The sequence below is a fragment of the Pseudoclavibacter sp. CFCC 11306 genome (assembly GCF_008831235.1).
In the GTDB taxonomy this organism is placed as follows: Bacteria; Actinomycetota; Actinomycetes; order Actinomycetales; family Microbacteriaceae; genus Pseudoclavibacter_A.
In genome coordinates this window covers 545,465-564,233 of record NZ_WBKF01000001.1, presented here as the reverse complement: position 1 = coordinate 564,233, position 18,769 = coordinate 545,465, and the positions used below count along the sequence as shown (strand labels likewise).

13 protein-coding genes are annotated in these 18,769 nt (G+C 68.0%); 7 read left to right on the top strand and 6 right to left on the bottom strand.

Going from position 1 to position 18,769, the window contains the following annotated elements:
* Positions 1-66: 66 nt before the first annotated feature.
* Positions 67-921: an aldo/keto reductase gene (locus F8O09_RS02485; protein WP_158053819.1), complete on the bottom strand. Its 855-nt coding sequence runs from the start codon at positions 919-921 to the stop codon at positions 67-69.
* A gap of 10 nt (positions 922-931) precedes the next feature.
* Positions 932-3,739, bottom strand: a complete 2,808-nt coding sequence (locus F8O09_RS02480) for an ATP-dependent Clp protease ATP-binding subunit (RefSeq protein ID WP_225732817.1) — start codon at positions 3,737-3,739, stop codon at positions 932-934.
* 172 nt (positions 3,740-3,911) lie between these two features.
* Here F8O09_RS02480 and F8O09_RS02475 point away from each other — a divergent pair, with 172 nt between their 5' ends.
* The 6 genes from F8O09_RS02475 to F8O09_RS10385 all read left to right on the top strand — a co-directional run bounded on the left by F8O09_RS02475 (position 3,912) and on the right by F8O09_RS10385 (position 11,285).
* Positions 3,912-5,120: a glycosyltransferase gene (locus F8O09_RS02475; RefSeq protein ID WP_158053817.1), complete on the top strand. Its 1,209-nt coding sequence runs from the start codon at positions 3,912-3,914 to the stop codon at positions 5,118-5,120.
* Complete coding sequence (locus F8O09_RS02470; protein WP_158053816.1) at positions 5,117-6,073, top strand: exopolyphosphatase; 957 nt, start codon at positions 5,117-5,119, stop codon at positions 6,071-6,073. The genes F8O09_RS02475 and F8O09_RS02470 overlap by 4 nt, the downstream gene beginning before the upstream one ends.
* Before the next feature lie 95 nt (positions 6,074-6,168).
* Entirely contained in the window at positions 6,169-7,533 is a 1,365-nt protein-coding gene (locus tag F8O09_RS02465) for a sugar porter family MFS transporter (protein ID WP_263971098.1), read from the top strand.
* 26 nt (positions 7,534-7,559) lie between these two features.
* Positions 7,560-8,585 (top strand): magnesium transporter CorA family protein, encoded by a 1,026-nt coding sequence (locus tag F8O09_RS02460; protein ID WP_158053814.1) that lies wholly within the window; start codon positions 7,560-7,562, stop codon positions 8,583-8,585.
* Between the two features lie 23 nt (positions 8,586-8,608).
* On the top strand, positions 8,609-9,268 hold the full coding sequence (locus tag F8O09_RS02455) for a LysE family transporter (protein WP_318655741.1): 660 nt from the start codon (positions 8,609-8,611) through the stop codon (positions 9,266-9,268).
* A gap of 148 nt (positions 9,269-9,416) precedes the next feature.
* Positions 9,417-11,285, top strand: a complete 1,869-nt coding sequence (locus F8O09_RS10385; protein ID WP_192497524.1) for a DUF2207 domain-containing protein — start codon at positions 9,417-9,419, stop codon at positions 11,283-11,285.
* A 10-nt stretch (positions 11,286-11,295) separates the two neighbouring features.
* Here the strand turns inward: F8O09_RS10385 and F8O09_RS02445 are convergent, their stop codons facing one another.
* The 4 genes from F8O09_RS02445 to F8O09_RS02430 all read right to left on the bottom strand — a co-directional run bounded on the left by F8O09_RS02445 (position 11,296) and on the right by F8O09_RS02430 (position 17,041).
* Positions 11,296-12,531 (bottom strand): acetyl-CoA C-acyltransferase, encoded by a 1,236-nt coding sequence (locus tag F8O09_RS02445; RefSeq protein WP_158053813.1) that lies wholly within the window; start codon positions 12,529-12,531, stop codon positions 11,296-11,298.
* A 61-nt stretch (positions 12,532-12,592) separates the two neighbouring features.
* Positions 12,593-13,831, bottom strand: coding sequence for an acyl-CoA dehydrogenase family protein (locus F8O09_RS02440; RefSeq protein ID WP_158053812.1), 1,239 nt, complete (start codon positions 13,829-13,831; stop codon positions 12,593-12,595).
* 71 nt (positions 13,832-13,902) lie between these two features.
* A complete protein-coding gene (locus F8O09_RS02435; RefSeq protein ID WP_192497523.1) occupies positions 13,903-16,185 on the bottom strand; it encodes a 3-hydroxyacyl-CoA dehydrogenase NAD-binding domain-containing protein in 2,283 nt (760 codons plus the stop codon).
* Between the two features lie 82 nt (positions 16,186-16,267).
* The gene (locus F8O09_RS02430) at positions 16,268-17,041 is read right to left on the bottom strand and encodes a TetR/AcrR family transcriptional regulator (protein ID WP_158053810.1); all 774 of its coding nucleotides are present in this window, start codon (positions 17,039-17,041) and stop codon (positions 16,268-16,270) included.
* 116 nt (positions 17,042-17,157) lie between these two features.
* Between F8O09_RS02430 and F8O09_RS02425 the strand changes: the two genes are divergently transcribed.
* Positions 17,158-18,717 carry a succinate CoA transferase gene (locus F8O09_RS02425; RefSeq protein WP_158053809.1) on the top strand — a complete coding sequence of 520 codons (1,560 nt, stop codon included), beginning with the start codon at positions 17,158-17,160 and terminating at the stop codon, positions 18,715-18,717.
* Positions 18,718-18,769: the final 52 nt, after the last annotated feature.

Below are 18,769 nucleotides of genomic sequence, written 5' to 3'. Positions count from 1 at the left end.
CCGGCCGCAACAGCTTCAGTGCCCGCATCCGTCAGGCGGGCTCGATTCCTCTCAAATCGTGAGAGTTCAGAACTCCTCGTATGTGGCGGGATCCTGGCCGTTGAGTCGACCGTCTTCGCGAGCCAGCCCGTCGATCGCGGCGAGATCCTCGTCGCTCAGGTCGAAGTCGAACACATCGAGGTTGCTGATCTGCCGATCGGAGTGCGTCGCCTTCGGAATCGGGACCACGCCGTTCTGCAGGTGCCACCGCAGGACGACCTGAGCCACGGTGCGCCCGTGCGCGTGAGCGATCTGCTCAAGCGTCTCGTTCTGCAGAATCTCGCTGGCTCGGCCGAGCGGACTCCACGCCTCGGTGACGATGCCGTGCTCTGTGTTCCAGCGCACCGCCTCGTGCTGCGGAAATCTCGGGTGCAGCTCGATCTGGTTCACGCTCGGCAGCACACCGGTCTCGCGCTCGAGACGTTCGAGGTGCTCGGGCAGAAAGTTGCTCACGCCGATGCGACGGGTCAGCCCGCGCTCGCGCGCCTCGATCAGCGCCTGCCATGCCTCGACGTAGCGGTCGGTCAGTGGGTTCGGCCAGTGGATCAGCAGCAGATCGAGATGATCGAGACCGGTGCGATAGACCGACTCTTCGATCGTGGGAACGGCCTGGTCAAACGCATGGTGGCGGCCAGGCAGCTTCGAAGTGACGACGATCTCGTCACGCGGCACGCTGCTGAGGCGCACCCCGGCGCCGACCGCGCCCTCGTTCTCATAGTTGAAAGCGGTGTCGATCAGCCGGTAGCCGTTGTCGATCGCCCGGGCGACCGTTTCGGCACCCGCACGCCCGTTCAGGCGGTAGGTGCCGAAACCGATCGCCGGCAGGGTGGTGCCGTCGTTCAGGGTGTGCGAGGTCTGCGTGTTCTCGGGGGAAGTGCTCATGCCAACGACCTTAGGCCGCGGCCTCGTCTCCTGCCACCTCCTCATGCACGCCGGCCGCGTTGGTCTCGACCGATGTCGAACCCGCACGACCCGTGTGGTCGTCAGCGTCTTCGAAGCGCACCTGCAGACGGGCGTCGGCCGAAGCGCCTGCCGCGTCAGCATCCGCCGTCGTCTCTGCAGACGCCAGATCGACCGTCACCACCGTGCCGCTCGCCCCCGAGACCAGCAGGTCGGCGATGCGATCGTCGACCTCGCGCTGTACCGTGCGGCGCAGCGGACGAGCACCGTACTCGGGCTCGAAGCCGCGTTCGGCAAGCCAGTCGACCGCCTGGTCGCTGACCTGCAGGCGGATGCCCTGCTCGGCCAGCCGCTCGGCCGTCGCCGCGATCATGGTGCGTGCGATCAGCCCCACCTGCTCACGGGAGAGACGACGGAACAGCACGATCTCGTCGATGCGGTTGAGGAACTCCGGTCGCATCGCCTCACGCAGACGGCCCATCACCCGATCGCGCAGCGCCCGCTCCGAACCGAAGCCCGTCGCGTCGTCGCCGGCGTTCGCGACGAAGCCGAGCGCTCCCGACCGTGAGGCCAGAAACTCGGAGCCGATGTTCGAGGTCATGATGACCACGGTGTTGCGAAAGTCGACGGTGCGCCCCTGGCCGTCGGTCAGCCGCCCGTCGTCGAGCACCTGCAGCAACAGGTTGAACACGTCGGGGTGCGCTTTCTCGATCTCGTCGAGCAGCAGCACCGAGTACGGCCTGCGCCGCACGGCCTCGGTGAGCTCGCCGGCCTCGTCATAGCCGACGTAGCCCGGGGGAGCGCCCACCAGCCGCGCTGCGGTGTGCTTCTCGCCGAACTCCGACATATCGAAGCGCAGCAGCGCGTGCTCGTCGCCGAACAGACTGGCCGCGAGCGTCTTGGCCAGCTCGGTCTTGCCGACCCCGGTCGGGCCGAGGAACAGAAAGCTGCCCACGGGCCGGTTCGGGTCGCCCAGACCGGTGCGGCCACGACGCACGGCCCGAGCCACCGCGGCGACCGCGTCATGCTGACCGATCACGCGCTCGTGCAGTTCGCTCTCGAGGTGCGCGAGCCGTGTGCGCTCGCCCTCGCTGATGCGATCGACGGGAACACCTGTGCGGCGCGCGACCACCTCGGCGATCTGTCGCTCGTCGACCACCGCCTCGGTCGGTGCCGGCGCCGAACTCGTCGTCGCGGCATGCTGATGCTCGATGCGGGCATTGTGCGCGCTCGCCGCGTCAAGAGCCGCCTGCACCTGTTCGATGCGGTCGCGAATCTGGCCGGCCCGCTCATACTGCTCGGTCGACGCCGCGGCGTTCTTCTCGGCCTCCAACTCCATGAGCTGGCGCATCAGCGCCTGCGTGTCGATGCGATCGCCGAGCCGCAGTCGCAGCCTGGCCCCGGCCTGGTCGATCAGGTCGATCGCTTTGTCGGGCAGACGACGATCGGGCAGGTATCGGGCCGACAGACGCACGGCGGCGTCGAGCGCGGCATCCGTGTACCGCACGTCGTGATGCTCTGCGAAGGCGGGCGCGACGCCGTGCAGAATGCGCACGGCGACGTCCTCCGATGGCTCGTCGACGGCGACCGGCTGGAACCGGCGCTCCAAGGCGGGATCCTTCTCGATCCTGCGATATTCGTCGAGCGTGGTCGCGCCGATCATATGCAGCTCGCCTCGAGCCAGCCTCGGCTTGAGCATGTTGGCCGCGTCGAGGCCGTCGCCCATGCCGCTGCCGCCGGCGCCGACGACCGTGTGCAGCTCGTCGATGAAGACGATGAGCTCATCGCGATGCGCGGTGATCTCGTCGAGCAGCTTGGTCAGGCGCTCTTCGAAGTCGCCGCGAAAGCGCGTGCCGGCCACCATCGACGCCAGGTCGAGCGAGACCAGGCGACGCCCGGCGATCGCATGCGGAACCTCGTCGTCGACGATCGCCTGCGCGAGGCCCTCGACGACGGCGGTCTTGCCGACGCCGGCCTCGCCGACGAGCACGGGGTTGTTCTTGGTGCGGCGCGAGAGGATCTCGACGGTCTGCTCGATCTCGTCGGCTCGACCGATCACCGGATCGAGTCGGCCGTCGCGTGCCTGTGCCGTCAGATCGGTGCCGAAGCGGTCGAGCATCGTGGTCTGCGATGTGGCGGATGCGTCAGCCTGCTCCGCATCGCCGCCTGCGTCCGCCTCCGAGGAGCCGGCGTTCGCAGCCGCAGCGTCGTCGACGGGTGCCACGTCATCGGGCTGCCGGGCAGACTGCCGCATCGAATCGATCAGCGACTGCGCGGTCACGCCGAACCCTGCCAGGATCTGTGCGGAGGGCGCATCCTGCGCGAGCACCAGTGCGAAGAAGAGATGCTCCAGATCGACATAGGTCGAACCCGAGGCACGGGCGACCTGGAAGGCATGGAAGAGGGCGCGCTGCAGCGAGGGCGTGACATCGGGGGCCTCGGTAACTGTCGCGCCGTCACGAGCGACGGGCAGCCGAGCCTCGACCTCGTGAGCGAGCTGCTGAACGCTCACACCCATGCGGGTGAGCACGTCGTGCACTGGGGCGTTCTCGGCGAGCACGCGCAGCATGTGCAGGGTGTCGACCTCGGTCTGACCTCTTCTGACCGCGTACGATCCGGCCTCGGCCAGAGCCTGCTGTGTGCGCTGGGACAGAAACCTGCTGATGTCGATGGTGCGCTGGCCTTCGGCAGCCTGCTGCCGTGCCTGCTGGGCGTTCAGGTAGCGTGCGAGAAACTCGTCGAATGATCCCTGCCCGCTCGGTTCGCGTTCGCTCCCGTTCTGGGGGTTGTTCTCTGGCACAGTACCTCCTCGTCGGTGTCTGCGAGGGCGATACCGATCTGACAGTCGTTCAGACGTCGCCACCCTCAAAGTTGAGTGCCGTACGCTCAACCTAACGTCCGGGTGTCGCAGGTATTCCCCTGCGTCGCTTCCGTTCGCGGCATCACGAGCGCCATGCCTTAAACTGAACGGCATGCCCTCCGCCAGCCCGCTGCGCATCGCCATGATCTCGCTGCACACGAATCCCTATGGCGACCCCGGCACGGGCGACGTCGGCGGCATGAACATCGTGATCCAGCACCTTGCGGCCGAACTGGCCGCACTCGGTCACCAGGTCGATGTGATCACACGCCGCAGCGCTCCCGAGCAGCCCGACGCGATCGAGCTGGCCCCCAGACTCATGCTGCGCACGATCACGGCCGGGCCCGAGCATCCGCTGCCCAAAGCCGAGCACGAAGCGTACATCGACGCCTTCGCCGGGCAGCTGCGGGCACTCGGCGACTATGACGTGATCCACGCGCATCACTGGTACTCCGGTCTGGCCGCCCTGCCCGTCGCTCGGGAATGCGGCGCGGCGCTGCTGCAGAGCTTTCACAGCATCGCGGCAGACGCCGACACCGCACTCGACAACGGCGAGCCTCCCGAGGCGCCCGGGCGTCTCTCGGCAGAGCGCACTCTCGCACGCGAGGCCGATGCGGTGATCACGGTCAGTCATGCCGAGCAGCGCACCGTGGTCGAGCGGCTGGGCGGCGAGGCATCGCGGGTGCACGTGGTGTCTCCCGGTGTGGATGCTCGGTGCTTCCACCCGGGAGAGGCTGCCGTTCCGAGATACGTCGCCGCTGCAGCCCGCATCGAGCCGCTCAAAGGGCTCGACCTCGCCGTCGCCACGATTGCGTCGACTGACGTCTCGCTGCGCCCTGATCTGCGCATCGCGGGCGGGCCGAGCAGCCAGGACGGCGGCTGTCTGACGGCTCTGCGCCGACAGGCCGCCGACGCGGGCATCGGCGACCGGGTGCACTTCGACGGCGCGATGTCGCACGCCGAGCTGGCCGATCTGATGCGCGGTGCCTCGGTGTTCCTGGTTCCGTCGCACTCTGAGACCTATGGTCTGGTCGCACTCGAGGCAGCCGCAAGCGGGGTGCCGGTGATCGCGATGGCCACCGGAGGCCTGCCCGAGGCGGTGCACGACGGCGAGACCGGTCTGCTCATGCGCGATCGCTCGCCCGAGACCTGGGCGCGCGCGCTGACCAGGCTGCTCGACGACGCCGAGCTGCGCGAGCGCATGGGGCATGCAGGCCGCGCACTCGCTCTGCAGCGCAGCTGGGCGAAGAGCGCCCGACGGCTCGTGCAGATCTACTGTCAGCAGCGTCGGATGACGCGCTCGACGGTGCAGCCGGTATGACCGCTCGCGAACGCGTCGCCGCCATCGACTGCGGCACGAACACCGTGCGCCTGCTCGTGATCGAGGGGCCCGCACCGACGCGGGAGCTCGTGCGCCGCACACGCACGATCCGTCTCGGCGAGGGCGTCGACCGCACGCATGCCTTCGCGCCGGCGGCGCTCGACCGCCTTGGCGTCGCCTTGGCAGACTACCGCCGCGATCTGAAGCGGCTCGGCGTCGCAGACGACCGGCTGCGCTTCGTGGCGACGTCGGCGAGCCGCGACGTGCATGACGCGACACCGCTGCGCGACGTCGTCGAATCGACTCTCGGCGTGCGGCCCGAGATCATCAGCGGTGTCGAAGAGGCCGACCTCTCGTACGCCGGCGCACTCACCGGAATGCCGGCACAGCCCATGACGCTGGTCGTCGACCTCGGCGGTGGCTCGACCGAGCTCGTCGTCGGACGCAACGGCCGACCGATCGCGGCGTGGTCGATGAACGTGGGCGGCGTGCGCCTCACCGAGCGACACCTCGATGCGCACCGGCCGATGTCGGCGGCACAGCACGCGGCGATGGTCGCCGACGTCGACTGCGCTCTCGACGAAGCCGAGACCCATGTGTCGTTGGCCGGCGTCGAGCGGGTCATCGGCGTCTCTGACTCGATCGGCGTGATCGCAGCGGTGACCGCCGGCGTGCGTGCCGAGCGCTTCGGCGAACTGTCGGGCGGAAGCTGGAGTCTCGACGCGCTGCAGGCCGCCTGCACCCGTCTGATCGCCGCCGACCCGCATGCGCTTGCCGAGATGGGCGTCGACCGCACACGCACTGACCTGGTCTCCGCAGCCGCGGTGATCTGGTCACGGGTGAGCGCGCGCATCGCCGCCCGCTCGCACTGCGACCACGCCGTCTACAGTGAGCATGACATCCTCGACGGCGCCGCTGAGACGTTGCTGGCAGGCGGCCGAGATCGGCGATGAGCAGTTCACGGGGGAGCACGAGTGAGGAACACCGCAGGCCGGCGGACCCGGCATCTCGATCATCGCGCGGCGGGAGCGGATCGCCCGACCGGCGTGTGACGACCATCGTGCTGATCGCGACGATGGGAGCCGTTGCCTTCGGCTATGACACGGGCGTGCTCGCGGGCGCGCTGCCGTTTCTCAGTCGGCCGCGAGACGCCGGCGGCTTGGGGCTCGATGCCCTGGCCGAAGGCGTCGTCACGTCGGCGCTCGTCTTCGCCGCGAGTCTCGGCGCCCTTGTCGGCGGGCGGCTCGCAGATCGCCTCGGACGCCGCCGAACCCTGCTCTTCGTCTCGCTCGTCTTCGCCGTCGGCGCACTGGGCACCGGGCTTGCGCCGAGCGTCGAGGCGCTGGTGGTGTGTCGGGTGGTGCTGGGCCTCGCCGTGGGAGCCAGCTCGACGATCGTGCCCATCTTCATCGGCGAGATCGCCCCGGCGCGGCGGCGCGCGGGGCTGGTCACCCGAAACCAGCTGATGATCGTCACCGGGCAGCTGCTCGCGGCCGTGGCGAACGCCGCGATCGCGCAGGCGTCGTCTGACGGTGAAGCGTGGCGACACATGCTGCTGGTCAGTGCGACCCCGGCCCTGCTGCTGTTCGCCGGGCTCTGGCTCGTCCCGGAATCGCCGCGCTGGCTGGCTACGCACGGTCACCCCGAGGCTGCGCGCCGTGTGCTCGAATCGATTCGCAGCACCGGCGAGAGCGAGCGCGAACTGCAGACGATCACGGCGCTTCACACCCGGGCCAATGAGTCTGCAGGCGCGACGCGGAGAACGGATCGGCACCCGATGCAGGCCCGTTGGGTGCGCCGTCTCGTGCTGATCGGTGCCGGTCTGGGCATGGTCTCTCAGCTGACCGGCGTGAACTCCGTGATGTACTTCGCACCGAGCATCCTCGCGACCAGCGGGCTCGGCACGCAGGCGGCGCTCACCGCGACCATCGCCACGGGAGTGGTCTCGGTGCTCGCGACGCTCGTCGGCATCCGCGTGCTGCGTCGTCTCGGCCGACGCCCGATCATGATCACCGGGCTGATCGGCGTCGCCTCGTCGCATCTGCTGCTGGGCCTCGCCTTCGCCCTGCCGTTGGGGCCAGCCCAGCCCTGGCTCGTGCTCGCCCTCATGCTGGTGCTGCTCTGCTTCGTGCAGTCGATGGTGTCAGTGGTGTTCTGGCTGATGACAGCCGAGCTGTTCCCGCTGCAGGTGCGGGGGCTGGCCGCCGGTGTGGCAGTCTGCGTGCAGTGGCTGTCGAACGGCGTCGTCGCGCTGCTCTTTCCGCTGGCCTTCGCGCACCTGGGCGGCGACGTCTACTTCGTCTTCGCCGCGGTCAACGTGCTGAGCGCATGGTTCGTCTGGCGTGCGCTGCCCGAGACGCGCGGGCTGGCGCTCGAAGAGGTCGAGAGGATGCTGCGCCGACGTCTCAGCTGAAGCGATCGACTGCGTAGACTCGGTTCATGCGCTCTGAGACCGACCCTGAGAAGACCGGTGCGAGTTCGACCGTCTGCACACCTGAGATCCGCGTCTACCGCGGTGGCCGACTCGAACGGGAGACCACCTCTCTGACCGAGATCGAGCAGCTGCAGCACGACGCCGAGCGCACCACATGGGTCGATCTGCCGACGGCCGATCATGAGGCGCTCGTGCAGATCGCGCAGACGCTGCATCTGCATCCGCTCGCCATCGAAGACGTCGAAGAGAGCCATGAGCGTGCGAAGCTCGTTCGCTACGAGACGCATCTGTTTCTGACGCTGTATGCGATGGCTGCGCCGAACGACGTCGAGTCCGAGCTCGAACGGCATCAGATCGACATCTTTCTGACCAGAAACGTCGTGGTGACCGTGCGACACGGCGACGGCTTCGATCTCGGCGGTGCGCGACTGGCCTGGGAGGCGCACCCGACGCTGCTGGCGATCGGCGGCATCACCGTGCTCTGGGCGATCGTCGATCAGATCGTCGACACCCATTTCGACACCGTGCAGCAGCTTGACGAGAGCATCGACGCTCTCGAAGACGAGCTCTTCGGCGACACGCCGGACTCCCGCGGCATCCAGCTCAACGCCTATCATCTGCACAAGCGTCTGGTCACCCTGCGTCGGCTGGCGCTGCCGACCAGAGAGATTCTCAGCAGCGTGATCAATCGTGCTGAGCCGCCGCTGCCGGATGCGCTGCGACCCTACTTTCTCGATGTCTATGATCACGTGCTGCGCGTGAGCGACTGGACTGACTCGCTGCGAGACCTGGCCAGCACCATCATCGACACGAACCTCTCGAGCCAGAGCAACCGGATGAACCTGGTGATGAAGAAGCTCACATCGTGGGCGGCCATCATCGCCGTGCCGACGCTGATCACCGGCTTCTTCGGCATGAACGTGAACTTTCCCTATTTTCAGACCGATGTCGGTGCGGTGATCGCCGTGACGCTGATCGCGCTGACCTCGGTTGGGCTCTACGCCTGGTTCAAACGTCTGGACTGGCTGTGAGCCCGGCGGTCTGGGGAGCACTGTTGGCCGCATCGATCATGGTGAGCCTCACCCCGGGCGCCGGAGCCATCTCGACGATGACGAATGCGCTGAACGTCGGGTGGCGCCGGTCGATCTGGGGCGTGCTCGGCCAGCAGATCGGTCTGCTCATTCTGCTGGTGATCGTGGCCTGCGGGCTGGGTGCGCTGCTCGCACACGCGCCGGGAGTCACCACGGCGATCCGCTACGCCGGCGCCGCCTACCTCGGCTACCTCGGGGTTCGGCAGCTGCTGCTCGCGCGCGCCGTCGGTCGGGTCGCCGAAGACGAGGGCACCGACGCCGGCACGGCTGCCGAGAACCAGGCCGCCGATTCGGGGGATGCTGCCGGCGTCAGCCGATACCTGCGACCCGGCGCGATGGTGATGCGCGGAACATGGGTGAACCTCAGCAACCCCAAGGCGATCATCTTCTTTCTGGCCTTCATGCCGCAGTTCATCGATGCGTCGAAACCGGTCGTGCTGCAGTATGCGGCGGTGATCGTCACCATGATCGTCGTCGACATCTGCGTGATGTGGGGCTTCTTCGCTCCTGCCGCCCGCGCGGTCGGGCGATTCGCGCGAAACGCGCATGGCCAGCGTGTGATGAATGCGGTGTTCGGGGTGCTGTATCTTGCGGTCGGCGTGCTGCTGATCTTTCTGCACTGAGGCCTGCCTCAGCGCGACGTAATGTGCGATTCGTCGTGCGGGTGATCGGGCGATGTCGGCGCGACGAAGTACCATGGGCGGCATGAGGCCGATGCGAACGACCCAAAACTCCGCACCGACACCAGGTATGTCGCACACGCACAGATTGGTGAGCACGTCGAGATCGCTGCGTCTGCCGAGATCGTCCCTGGCACGACTCTCAGCTCTGCTGCTGGCGGCCACGCTGCTCGCGTTGGCTCTGCTGGCGACGTCCGTCAGACCGGCAGCGGCATCCGTCGACGACTTCAGCTTCGAATCGATGTCTGTCGACTACCACCTGAGCCGCGACGCCGACGGCAGAGCACGAATCGATGTCACCGAGACTCTCGTCGCCGACTTCCCGAGCTTCGATCAGAACCGCGGTCTCGTGCGCAAGATCCCCCTCGACTATGACGGGGTGTCGCTCGACCCGACGGTCACGGCGGTGACCGATGACGCCGGCCGCGCAGTGGTGTACGACACAAAGCGCGTCGGAGGCCAGCTCGAAGTGTCTCTCGGCTCAGACGAGTTCGTGCACGGCAGGCAGACCTACGTGCTGAGCTACGCCATGCAGAACACCGTGCGTCATTTCGCCGACACCGACACCGACGAGTTCTACTGGGATGTCAACGGCGAGAGCTGGCAGCAGCCCTTCGGGGTCGTCTCCGCGACGCTCACGGTCGATCCCTCGCTCGTCTCCGCCCTGAACGGCCAGGCCTCCTGCTATCAAGGTGCACACGGATCGACCGTGCGCTGTCAGATCGTGCGTCTCGAAGACGCGGGTGACGCTGCCGCCCGGTTCACCGCGCAGACTGACGGCGGGCTCGCCCCCGCGCAGACGATGACCATCGCGGTCGGCTTCGCCCCGCAGACCTTCGTGATCCCCGAACCTCCCTCACGGGCATGGTGGACGACATGGCTGCCGCTGGGGCTGAGCGCAGTCGCTCTCGGGCTCGCCGTCGCCCTGGTCGTCGTGCGAAGCCGTCGATGGCGGGACGCCCCGGGGCGTGGAGTGATCGTTCCGGAGTACGCACCGCCCGCAGGGCTTCCGATCGTCGCCGGGGCCGACCTGGTCAACCGGATGAACAGCTGGATGCCGGCCGCAGTCATCGACATGGCGGTTCGCGGCGTCGTTCGCATGGTCGACATCGAACATGTCGGCATGTTCGGCGCCAAAAGACCGAGCTTCGCGATCGAGATGGTCGACCCCGGTCGCATGCAGGCTCATGACGCAGAGGTGCTCGCCGTGCTGGCCGGGCCTCGTCAGCTGCAGCCGGGTGAGCGCGTGGCCATTGAGACGAAGCCCGACCAGCACCGTGCCGAACGTGCGCAGGCGGTGATCGTCGATGTTCAGCAGCGGCTCATCGCCGGCGGGTTCCGAGCCGTGCCGACTTCCACGCTGCCGGTTGCCCTGCGAGTGTCAGGGTGGGGCATGATGGCGATCTCCGCCGCGTACGGGCTGTGGGCGCTGGTGCAGGCCGAACGCATCACCTGGTGGCTCATCGCAGCCGGGTTGGCCACGGTGGGGTCGCTGATGCTGCTGTTCGTGGCCCTGCCTCGCCCGAAGACGCTGACCGAAGCGGGTGCTGAGGCCAGAGACGAGGTCAAAGGCCTGAAGATGTACATGGAGCTTGCCGAGCGAGATCGCTTCGCCGTGCTGCAGAGTGTGCAGGGCGCCGAACGCATCGATCTGTCCGACGGCTCCACCAGTGTGCGTCTGAACGAAAGGCTGCTGCCGTGGGCGGTGCTCTGGGGCATCGAAGGCACTTGGGCGAAGCAGCTGCAGGTCGACTACGAGCGCACCGGCAGCCAACCGGGGTGGTATGACTCGATGACGCCGTTCGCTGCGGGAGTCCTCGCTTCCAGACTCGCCGCGTTCAACACCGCTGCGACCACCTCGGTGCAGCCGCCCACCTCAGGAGGCAGCTTCTCCGGAGGCGCGGGCGGCGGCGGATTCGCCGGCGGCGGCGGTGGCGGTGGCGGTGGCGGAGGCCGGTAGCCGACCGAGGTCACTGCGAAGACAGCACGAGGGCATCGCCCTGACCGCCGCCCCCGCAGATGCCGATCGCTGCCCAGTGCGTGTCGTCGCCGGCATCCGTGCCGACTGCGGCGTCGTGCAGCCGGCGCAGCTGCATGGCGGCGCTGAAGACGATTCGTGCGCCCGAGGCCCCGATCGGGTGCCCCAGCGCGACCGCACCGCCCAGTGCGTTGAGACGCTCGTCAGGCAGGTCGAGCAGCCGAGCGGTCTGTATGGCGACTGCTGCGAACGCCTCGTTGACCTCGAGCACATCCAGCCGAGCGACGTCGACTCCGGCTCGCCGACAGGCCAGTCGAATCGCCAGGGCCGGTTTGTCGAGCAGCCCGGTGTCCGGGCCGGCGATCTGTGCGAATCCGGCGATGCGCGCCAGCACCGGCAGCCCCAGCCGACTCGCCTGAGCGCGTGTGGTCAGCAGCAGCGCCGCTGCGCCGTCCGAGATCGGAGACGAGTTGCCCGCTGTTATCGCACCCTCAGAGGCGAATGCAGCACGCAGCCGCCCCAGGGTCTCTGCCGTGCTCTCGGGGCGTACCCCTTCGTCCGCAGCGACCTCACTCTCGCCGCGCCGCGAACGCACGTGCACCGGCACGATCTCCTCGGTGAGCAGACCGGTGCGCTGCGCGTGGTCCGCACGCCGATGCGATCGCGCGGCCAGGGCATCCTGCGCATCGCGATCGATGCCGGCGGCGCTGGCGTCGCGTTCGGTCAGCAGACCCATGGCCTCGCCCGAGAAGGCGTCGGTCAGGCCGTCGGCACCGAGCGAGTCGACGACGGAGGCGTCGCCGAAGCGGTAGCCGACACGGGCGCCGGGCAGCAGGTGCGGAGCGTTCGTCATCGACTCCTGACCGCCGGCTGCGACCAGATCGGCCTCGCCGGTGCGCAGCAGGCGCACCGCCTCGATGATCGCGCTGCTGCCTGACAGACAGACGCGATTGATCGTCGTGGCGGGGGAGGTCAGCGGCACCCCGGCGGCGACCGCCGTCTGCCGAGCCGGATTCTGCCCGCAGCCGGCCTGCACGACGTGCCCCATCATCACGTGGTCGATCGCGTCGGGCTCGATGCCCGCACGCTCGATGGCTCCGCGCAGGGCCGCGGCGCCGAGGTCGACGGCGCTGAGTGTCGCGAGCTGCCCACCCATGCGGCCCTGCGGCGTGCGTGCCCCGCTGACGATGACGACGTCGTCCGGCGACGTCTGTGGTTCGGATGTCATGGTCGTAGTGCTCCTGTGAGATCTGATCGCTCGGCTGTCTGTCGCCGACTCGTCGATCGGTTCAGCGGCCGCTGAACGCGCTGTGTCTGGTGAGATCGCGGCCGACCAGCAGCGCCTGCACGCTCTCTGTGCCCTCGTAGGTGTGCAGCGCCTCGATGTCGGTGAAGTGCCGCATCACGCCGTAGTCGAGCAGAATGCCGTTGCCGCCGAGCATGTCGCGACCGATTTGGGCGATGTGCCGGGCACCGCGGGTCGCCACGTACTTGGCCAGCGATGCCTGCTGCGCGCGCATGGTGCCGGCAGTCTCGCGATCGGTGAGCGTGCGCAGATGCAGCTGGATCGTGGTGAGCTCCGAGAGCATCTGGACGAGTCTCTCCTGCACCATCTGGAAGTCGCCGAGGGTGCGGCCGAACTGCTCGCGCTGTCGGGCGTACTGCAGCGCAGACTCGAAGATCGCCTGGGCATGACCCAGCGCCGACCAGGCGATGCCCAGACGTGTGGCCGCCAGCACCCGATTGGTGTCTTTGAACGAGCGTGCGCCGGGCAGTGCCGCATCGGCGGGCACACGCACGTTGTCATAGGTGATCTCGGCCTGATGGATGGCGCGCAGCGATCCCTTGCGGCGGATCGTTTCACTGTGATAGCCGGGCGCGTCTTGGGGCACGAGGAAGGCGCGGACGTCGCCCGCTTCGTCGCGCGCCCAGGTCACGGTGACGTCGCCGACTGAACCGTTGCCGATCCACTTCTTGCGACCCGTGATGATCCAGTCGTCGCCGGAGCGTCGAGCCGATGTGGTCAGTGCCACGGAGTCACTGCCGTGATCCGGCTCGGTGAGTGCGAACGCACCGAGCTTCTCGCCGCGGGCGAGTGGAACCAGCCACTCAGCTTTCTGCGCGTCGCTGCCGAACATGGCGATCGTGCGCAGCGCCAGCGCGCCCTGCACCGCGATGATCGTGCCCAGCGAGCCGTCGCAGCGGTGCACCTCAGCCGCAACCAGACCCGCCGCGAGCGGTGACATCGGGGTGAGACCCGGGCCTTCGACGCCGTCTGTGAGCAGGTCGAGCTCGCCCAGTCGTCGAGCGAACTCGAGGCGGTATTCGCCTTTGTCCCAGGCCTCGTCGATCAGCGGCAGCGCCTCGGCGGTGAACTGTCGCGCACGATCGAGAAATGCTCGGTCGGCAGCGGGGATGTCGGCGAACACGCCATAGTAGTCGGTGTCGAGCGCCTGCAGAACGTCGTACTCCGGCAGCGGCGGCAGGGGAGTGCGAACGGTCTCGGTCTCGGGGTCGGCAGTGGTCATGGTGATCCTTTCACAGAGCTCGACACGGGGTCGTTCGCGTGTCGAAGCGGGACTCGATGAGGTGATGCGGTTCAGCGCCGTTCGGGCACGTTCGCGGTGCCGCGCGGCAGCAGGTCTGCGCCGGTCACGCGACGGCTCGCACCGGAGCGGTCGAGCAGCGGGATGATGCCGCCGGTGTGTCGGGGATAGTTCGCCCCGAGCATGAGAGCCGCATCGACGTCCTGGGGGCTCTCAGCCGTTCCGTCGGCAAGCACGAGGTTGACCTCCTGAGCCAGACCGTCGAGCAGCAGACCTCGGGCCTCGGCCGCATCGCCGGGCCCTGCGGCTCGAGGTGCGTCGGCGGCCTGCGCGCTACGGGCTCGTGCCGTCGTGATGGCCTGGGCGGCCTCGGGCGTGAGCTCTCCGGCAGCGGTCAGATAGCGCAGGCGGCTGGGCCCGCCGATCTCGACCATCTGCTGCAGACTTGCGCTGACCGGGAACCTGGCCGGCCAGGCGTCGTGCAGCGTCTCGAAGATGTGCAGCTGCACGCCGTGCCCGATGTAGTCGAGCAGCGTCAGCGGGGTCATCGGCAGGCCGTCGCCGACCAGTGCACCGTCGACCGTCGCGACGTCCCACCCCGAATCGATGAGGTGCAGTGCATCGCCGATCAGCCGTGAGAGCAGCCGGTTGACGAGAAAGCCCGGATGATCAGCGACGCGAACAGCCGTCTTGCCCAGCCGGGCCGCGAGGCTCAGCGCGGTGTCTGCGACACGGTGCGCGGCGTCTTCGTCACGAGCCTCGGTTTCCTTCGGCAGGATCAGCTCGACCAGCGGCAGCACGGCGACCGGGTTGAAGAAGTGAAAGCCGATCAGGCGCTCCGGGTGCTGCAGCACGCTCGCCTGCTCGCTGATCAGCAGCGACGACGTGTTCGTCAGCAGCAGGGTCTGCGATGAGACCAGTGCCTCCACGTCGCGCCACACCTGCTGCTTGACCGAGAGATCCTCGAAGACCGCCTCGATCACGACGTCGCTGTCGGCGAGCCTGTCTCGATCGGCCACCGTCGTGACCAATGCCCGCACTCGGGCGTGGGCCGTCTCGTCGAGGCCGCCTCGATCACGGGCCTGCTCCAGCAGCATGTCGATGCGCGACGACGCCAGATCGGCGCGATCCTGATCGACTTCGACGACGACGACGGGCACACCGAGACGTGTGGCGAACACCACGGCGAGCTGCGTGGCCATGAGCCCGCCGCCGACCACGCCGACATGTCCGATGTCGAGCTGAGCACCGCCGGGGCGCGCCGCGCGCCGAACCCGCTGCAGCGTGAAGAAGGCATAGATGCTCGCCCGCGCCTCGTCCGTCAGCAGCAGGCGCCCGAAGGCCTCGACGGTGGCACCGGCGAGCGGCTCGCCCGGGGCGTCGTTGCGAGCGTAGGTCGCGATGCGCTCTCGTGCCGTCGCGAGACCGGCGGACGCCGTGGGCACGCCCGCCGCGGCGGTGCAGCCCGGCAGCGGTTCGGTGGCACGGCCGATCAGCTCGACGGCGGCGTCCACGGCGGGCAGATCGGTCGGAATCCGTCGCCGCACACGTGCGCGCACATCGTCGGCATCCCAGTCTCTTGAGCCCGCGGCTGGTCGACGAGAGACCACCACGCTGCCGGCGAGCACCTCCGCCGCCCACTCGAGCGATGCGTCCAGCAGCCGGTCGGCCGACACGACGGCGTCGACGACGCCGAGGTCTCGTGCACGCTCGGCCGTGAGATTTCGCCCGGTCAGCGAGTCGACGACGGCGATGCGGGCAGCGACGTCGGGGCCGACCAAGGCGGTGAGCCAGGTCAGACCGCCCCACCCGGGCACGAGGCCCAGGCTGAGCTCGGGCAGACCGATGGCGGCGACCCCGGCGGCAGCGATGCGAAAGTCGGTGTGCAGCGCGACTTCGAGACCGCCGCCGAGGGCCGCGCCGTTGAGCAGGCTGAACGTCGGCACCGGGAGGGCGAGCAGACCGGCGAACGCTCGGTAGGCGCGCGCGGCCGACTCAGTCGCCTCGGCCGGGGTCGCGACGCGCTGGAACTCGCTGAGATCGGCACCGGCGCCGAACACGCTCCCCGCAGCGGTGAAGACCAGCGCATCGACGTCGGCGTCACGCACCTGATCCGGGAGCGTGCGCAGGTATCGCTCGAACGCCGTGATCGCTGCAGCCGACCAGACCAGCAGTTTCGCGGCCGGCCGCATCGTGATGACGCCGACGCGAAACGGGCGGCTGTCGTCTGCGGCATCGAGGCGGGCATCGCGCGGATCGCTCACGGTCTGCACCTCGAAGACGAAGTCGACCGGTGCCGTCTCGGTGGTCGCGGATGCTGGGCTGGATGCTGACATGGGGGTCTGATTCCTCTCGTGCGTCATCGACTGCATCCGAGCATGGCATGAGACGGAGTCGTGCTGCAAGTGAGACGGGGTTTCAGATACGATTCTGGCGATGCTGCCGCAGTGCCTGCTGCACCACACGGCCGACGGTGGACATCGGCGCGTCGACGTCGAAGACCACGACGACCGAGCCGGCGTCGGCTGCGGTCGGCTGCTGGTCGTGGTCACGTGCGTCTGCGGCGGTCAGCGGGAGCTTCGGCTGCGCGGCGTCTTGATGGTCTGCCGCCCTCGGAGCGAAGATCGTCAGCAGGCGCGCGAGCTCGGCGGCCAGATCCCGGTGGGCCTGGTCTGGTGAGATCTGCTCGCGGATCGCCTGCCGCAGCACCGCGTTGTGCGTGGTCGCGACGATGTCGGCGAACTGCAGCGCCTCGATGTGTCGCAGTGCTGGCAGCTGCTCGCGCAGATACCGGTCGAAGACCTTCTGGTAACGCGTGATCGTGACGATCTCGCGGTCGCGCAGCTTGGGCGTCGCACGTACGATGCGATCGCGCGAGCGGATGCTGGGGAGGCGGGCGAGAAAGCGGTCGAGCACCAGCAGGGCGGCATCGATCACGTCTGTGCGAGCGTCGACGGTGACCACCTGACCGCGCAGGCGTGCGGCGAAGAACGCGTCGACCTGCTCGAGAATGTCATCGTGGTCGGCGAAGATCACGTCGTCTTTGGTGCCGAACTGGCGAAAGAACGTGCTGCGTGAGACATGTGCCGCAGTGGCGATGTCTGCGGCGCTCACCTCGTCATAGCCGCGGGCGGTGAACAGGGCGAGGGCGATATCGGCCACTTCGACTCGACTCAGCGATGCTGTGCTCATTCGGTCACGCTACCACGCAGAGGCCACCCAGGAGATGCTACCGCATCCCATCATCTATGAGACTCAGTGTCGTATAGCATTTTCGGGTGTCTCCGATTGTGCCTAGAGTGCCGAGCATGACGAACCTCGACATCTTCCCGGCTCCGACCTCCGCAACGACGCGGATCGCTGACCGACGCTTTCGACAGCTCGTGCGCACACCGCGACAGGCGGCAGAACTGATCCGAACCGACGCGACGCTGGCGGTCAGCGGGTTCGGGGGAGCGGGGCATCCCAAAGCGGTGCTCTCAGCCCTCGCCGACCTGGCCGACGCGGCCCTTCGCACCAGCCCCGACGGCAGACAGCCATACGCACTGACCCTGCTGAGCGGAGCATCCACCGCCGCCGATCTCGACGGACGACTCGCCGAATCCGGTGTCGTCGCCAGTCGCGTGCCCTACAACGCCGACCCGAAGCTGCGTCGCCAGATCAACGCCCTCGACGTCGACTATGTCGAAGTGCACCTTTCCCGGCTCGCGCAGCAGGTGCGCGAAGGCTACTTCGGTCGCGTGCACACGGCCGTCGTCGAAGTCGCCGCGATCACCGAAGACGGCGAGCTGGTGCCCGGCAGCTCGATCGGCAACAACCAGGCCTGGCTCGACGAGGCGGACGAAGTGATCATCGAGGTCAACCGGTGGCAGCCCATCGAACTCGACGGCGCCCACGACATCTACCAGAACACCGGGCTGCCGCTGCACGGCACTCCGATTCCGCTCGAGCACGTCGACCAGCACATCGGCCGGCCGCACCTCACCGTCGACCCGCAGAAGGTCGTCGCCGTGGTCGAGACCGATCTGCCGGATGACAGCCCGAGCTTCACCGCGCCTGACGAGGCCAGTCGAGCGATGGCCGGGCACATCCTCGAGTTCCTCGACCATGAGGTGAGAGCGGGACGTGTGCCGGCGGGCAGCCTGCTGCCGCTGCAGTCCGGCGTGGGCAATGTCGCCAACGCCGTGCTCGCAGAGCTCGCGAACTCGAGCTACCGGGGTCTGCAGTGCTACAGCGAGCTGATCCAGGACGGCATGATCGAACTCATCGACTCTGGTGTGGTCTCGTTCGCCTCGGCGACGGCGCTGGCGCTCAGCCCTGCGATGTTCGACCATGTCAAGCGCAACATCTCGTTCTACCGCGATCGCATCGTGCTGCGGCCGCAGGAGATCTCGAACAATCCCGAGCTGATCAGACGGCTCGGCGTCATCGCCATGAACAGCATGGTCGAGGCCGACATCTACGGCAACGTCAACTCGACCCACGTCAACGGCGTCAATGTGGTCAACGGCCTTGGCGGATCGGGAGACTACGGGCGCAACGGCTACCTGTCGATGTTCATCAGCCCGTCGACGGCGAAAGGCGGATCGATCTCGAAGATCGTGCCATTCGTCTCGCATGTCGATCACACCGAGCACGACACGCAGGTGCTGATCACCGAGCGCGGGCTGGCCGACCTGCGCGGGCTGAGCCCGGTTCGGCGCGCTCGGGTGGTCATCGACAACATCGCTCATCCCGACTACCAGCCGCTGCTGCACGACTACCTTGAGCGAGCGAGCCGGCGGGGCGGGCATGTGCCACACCTCTTCGCCGAAGCCTTCGGCTGGTACGGCCGCTTCGAGCGAACCGGAAGCATGCTTTCGCGCTGAGTGTCGAAGTCATCCCTGAGCCCCGGATCCCGAGAGGTCTTACGATGAGAGC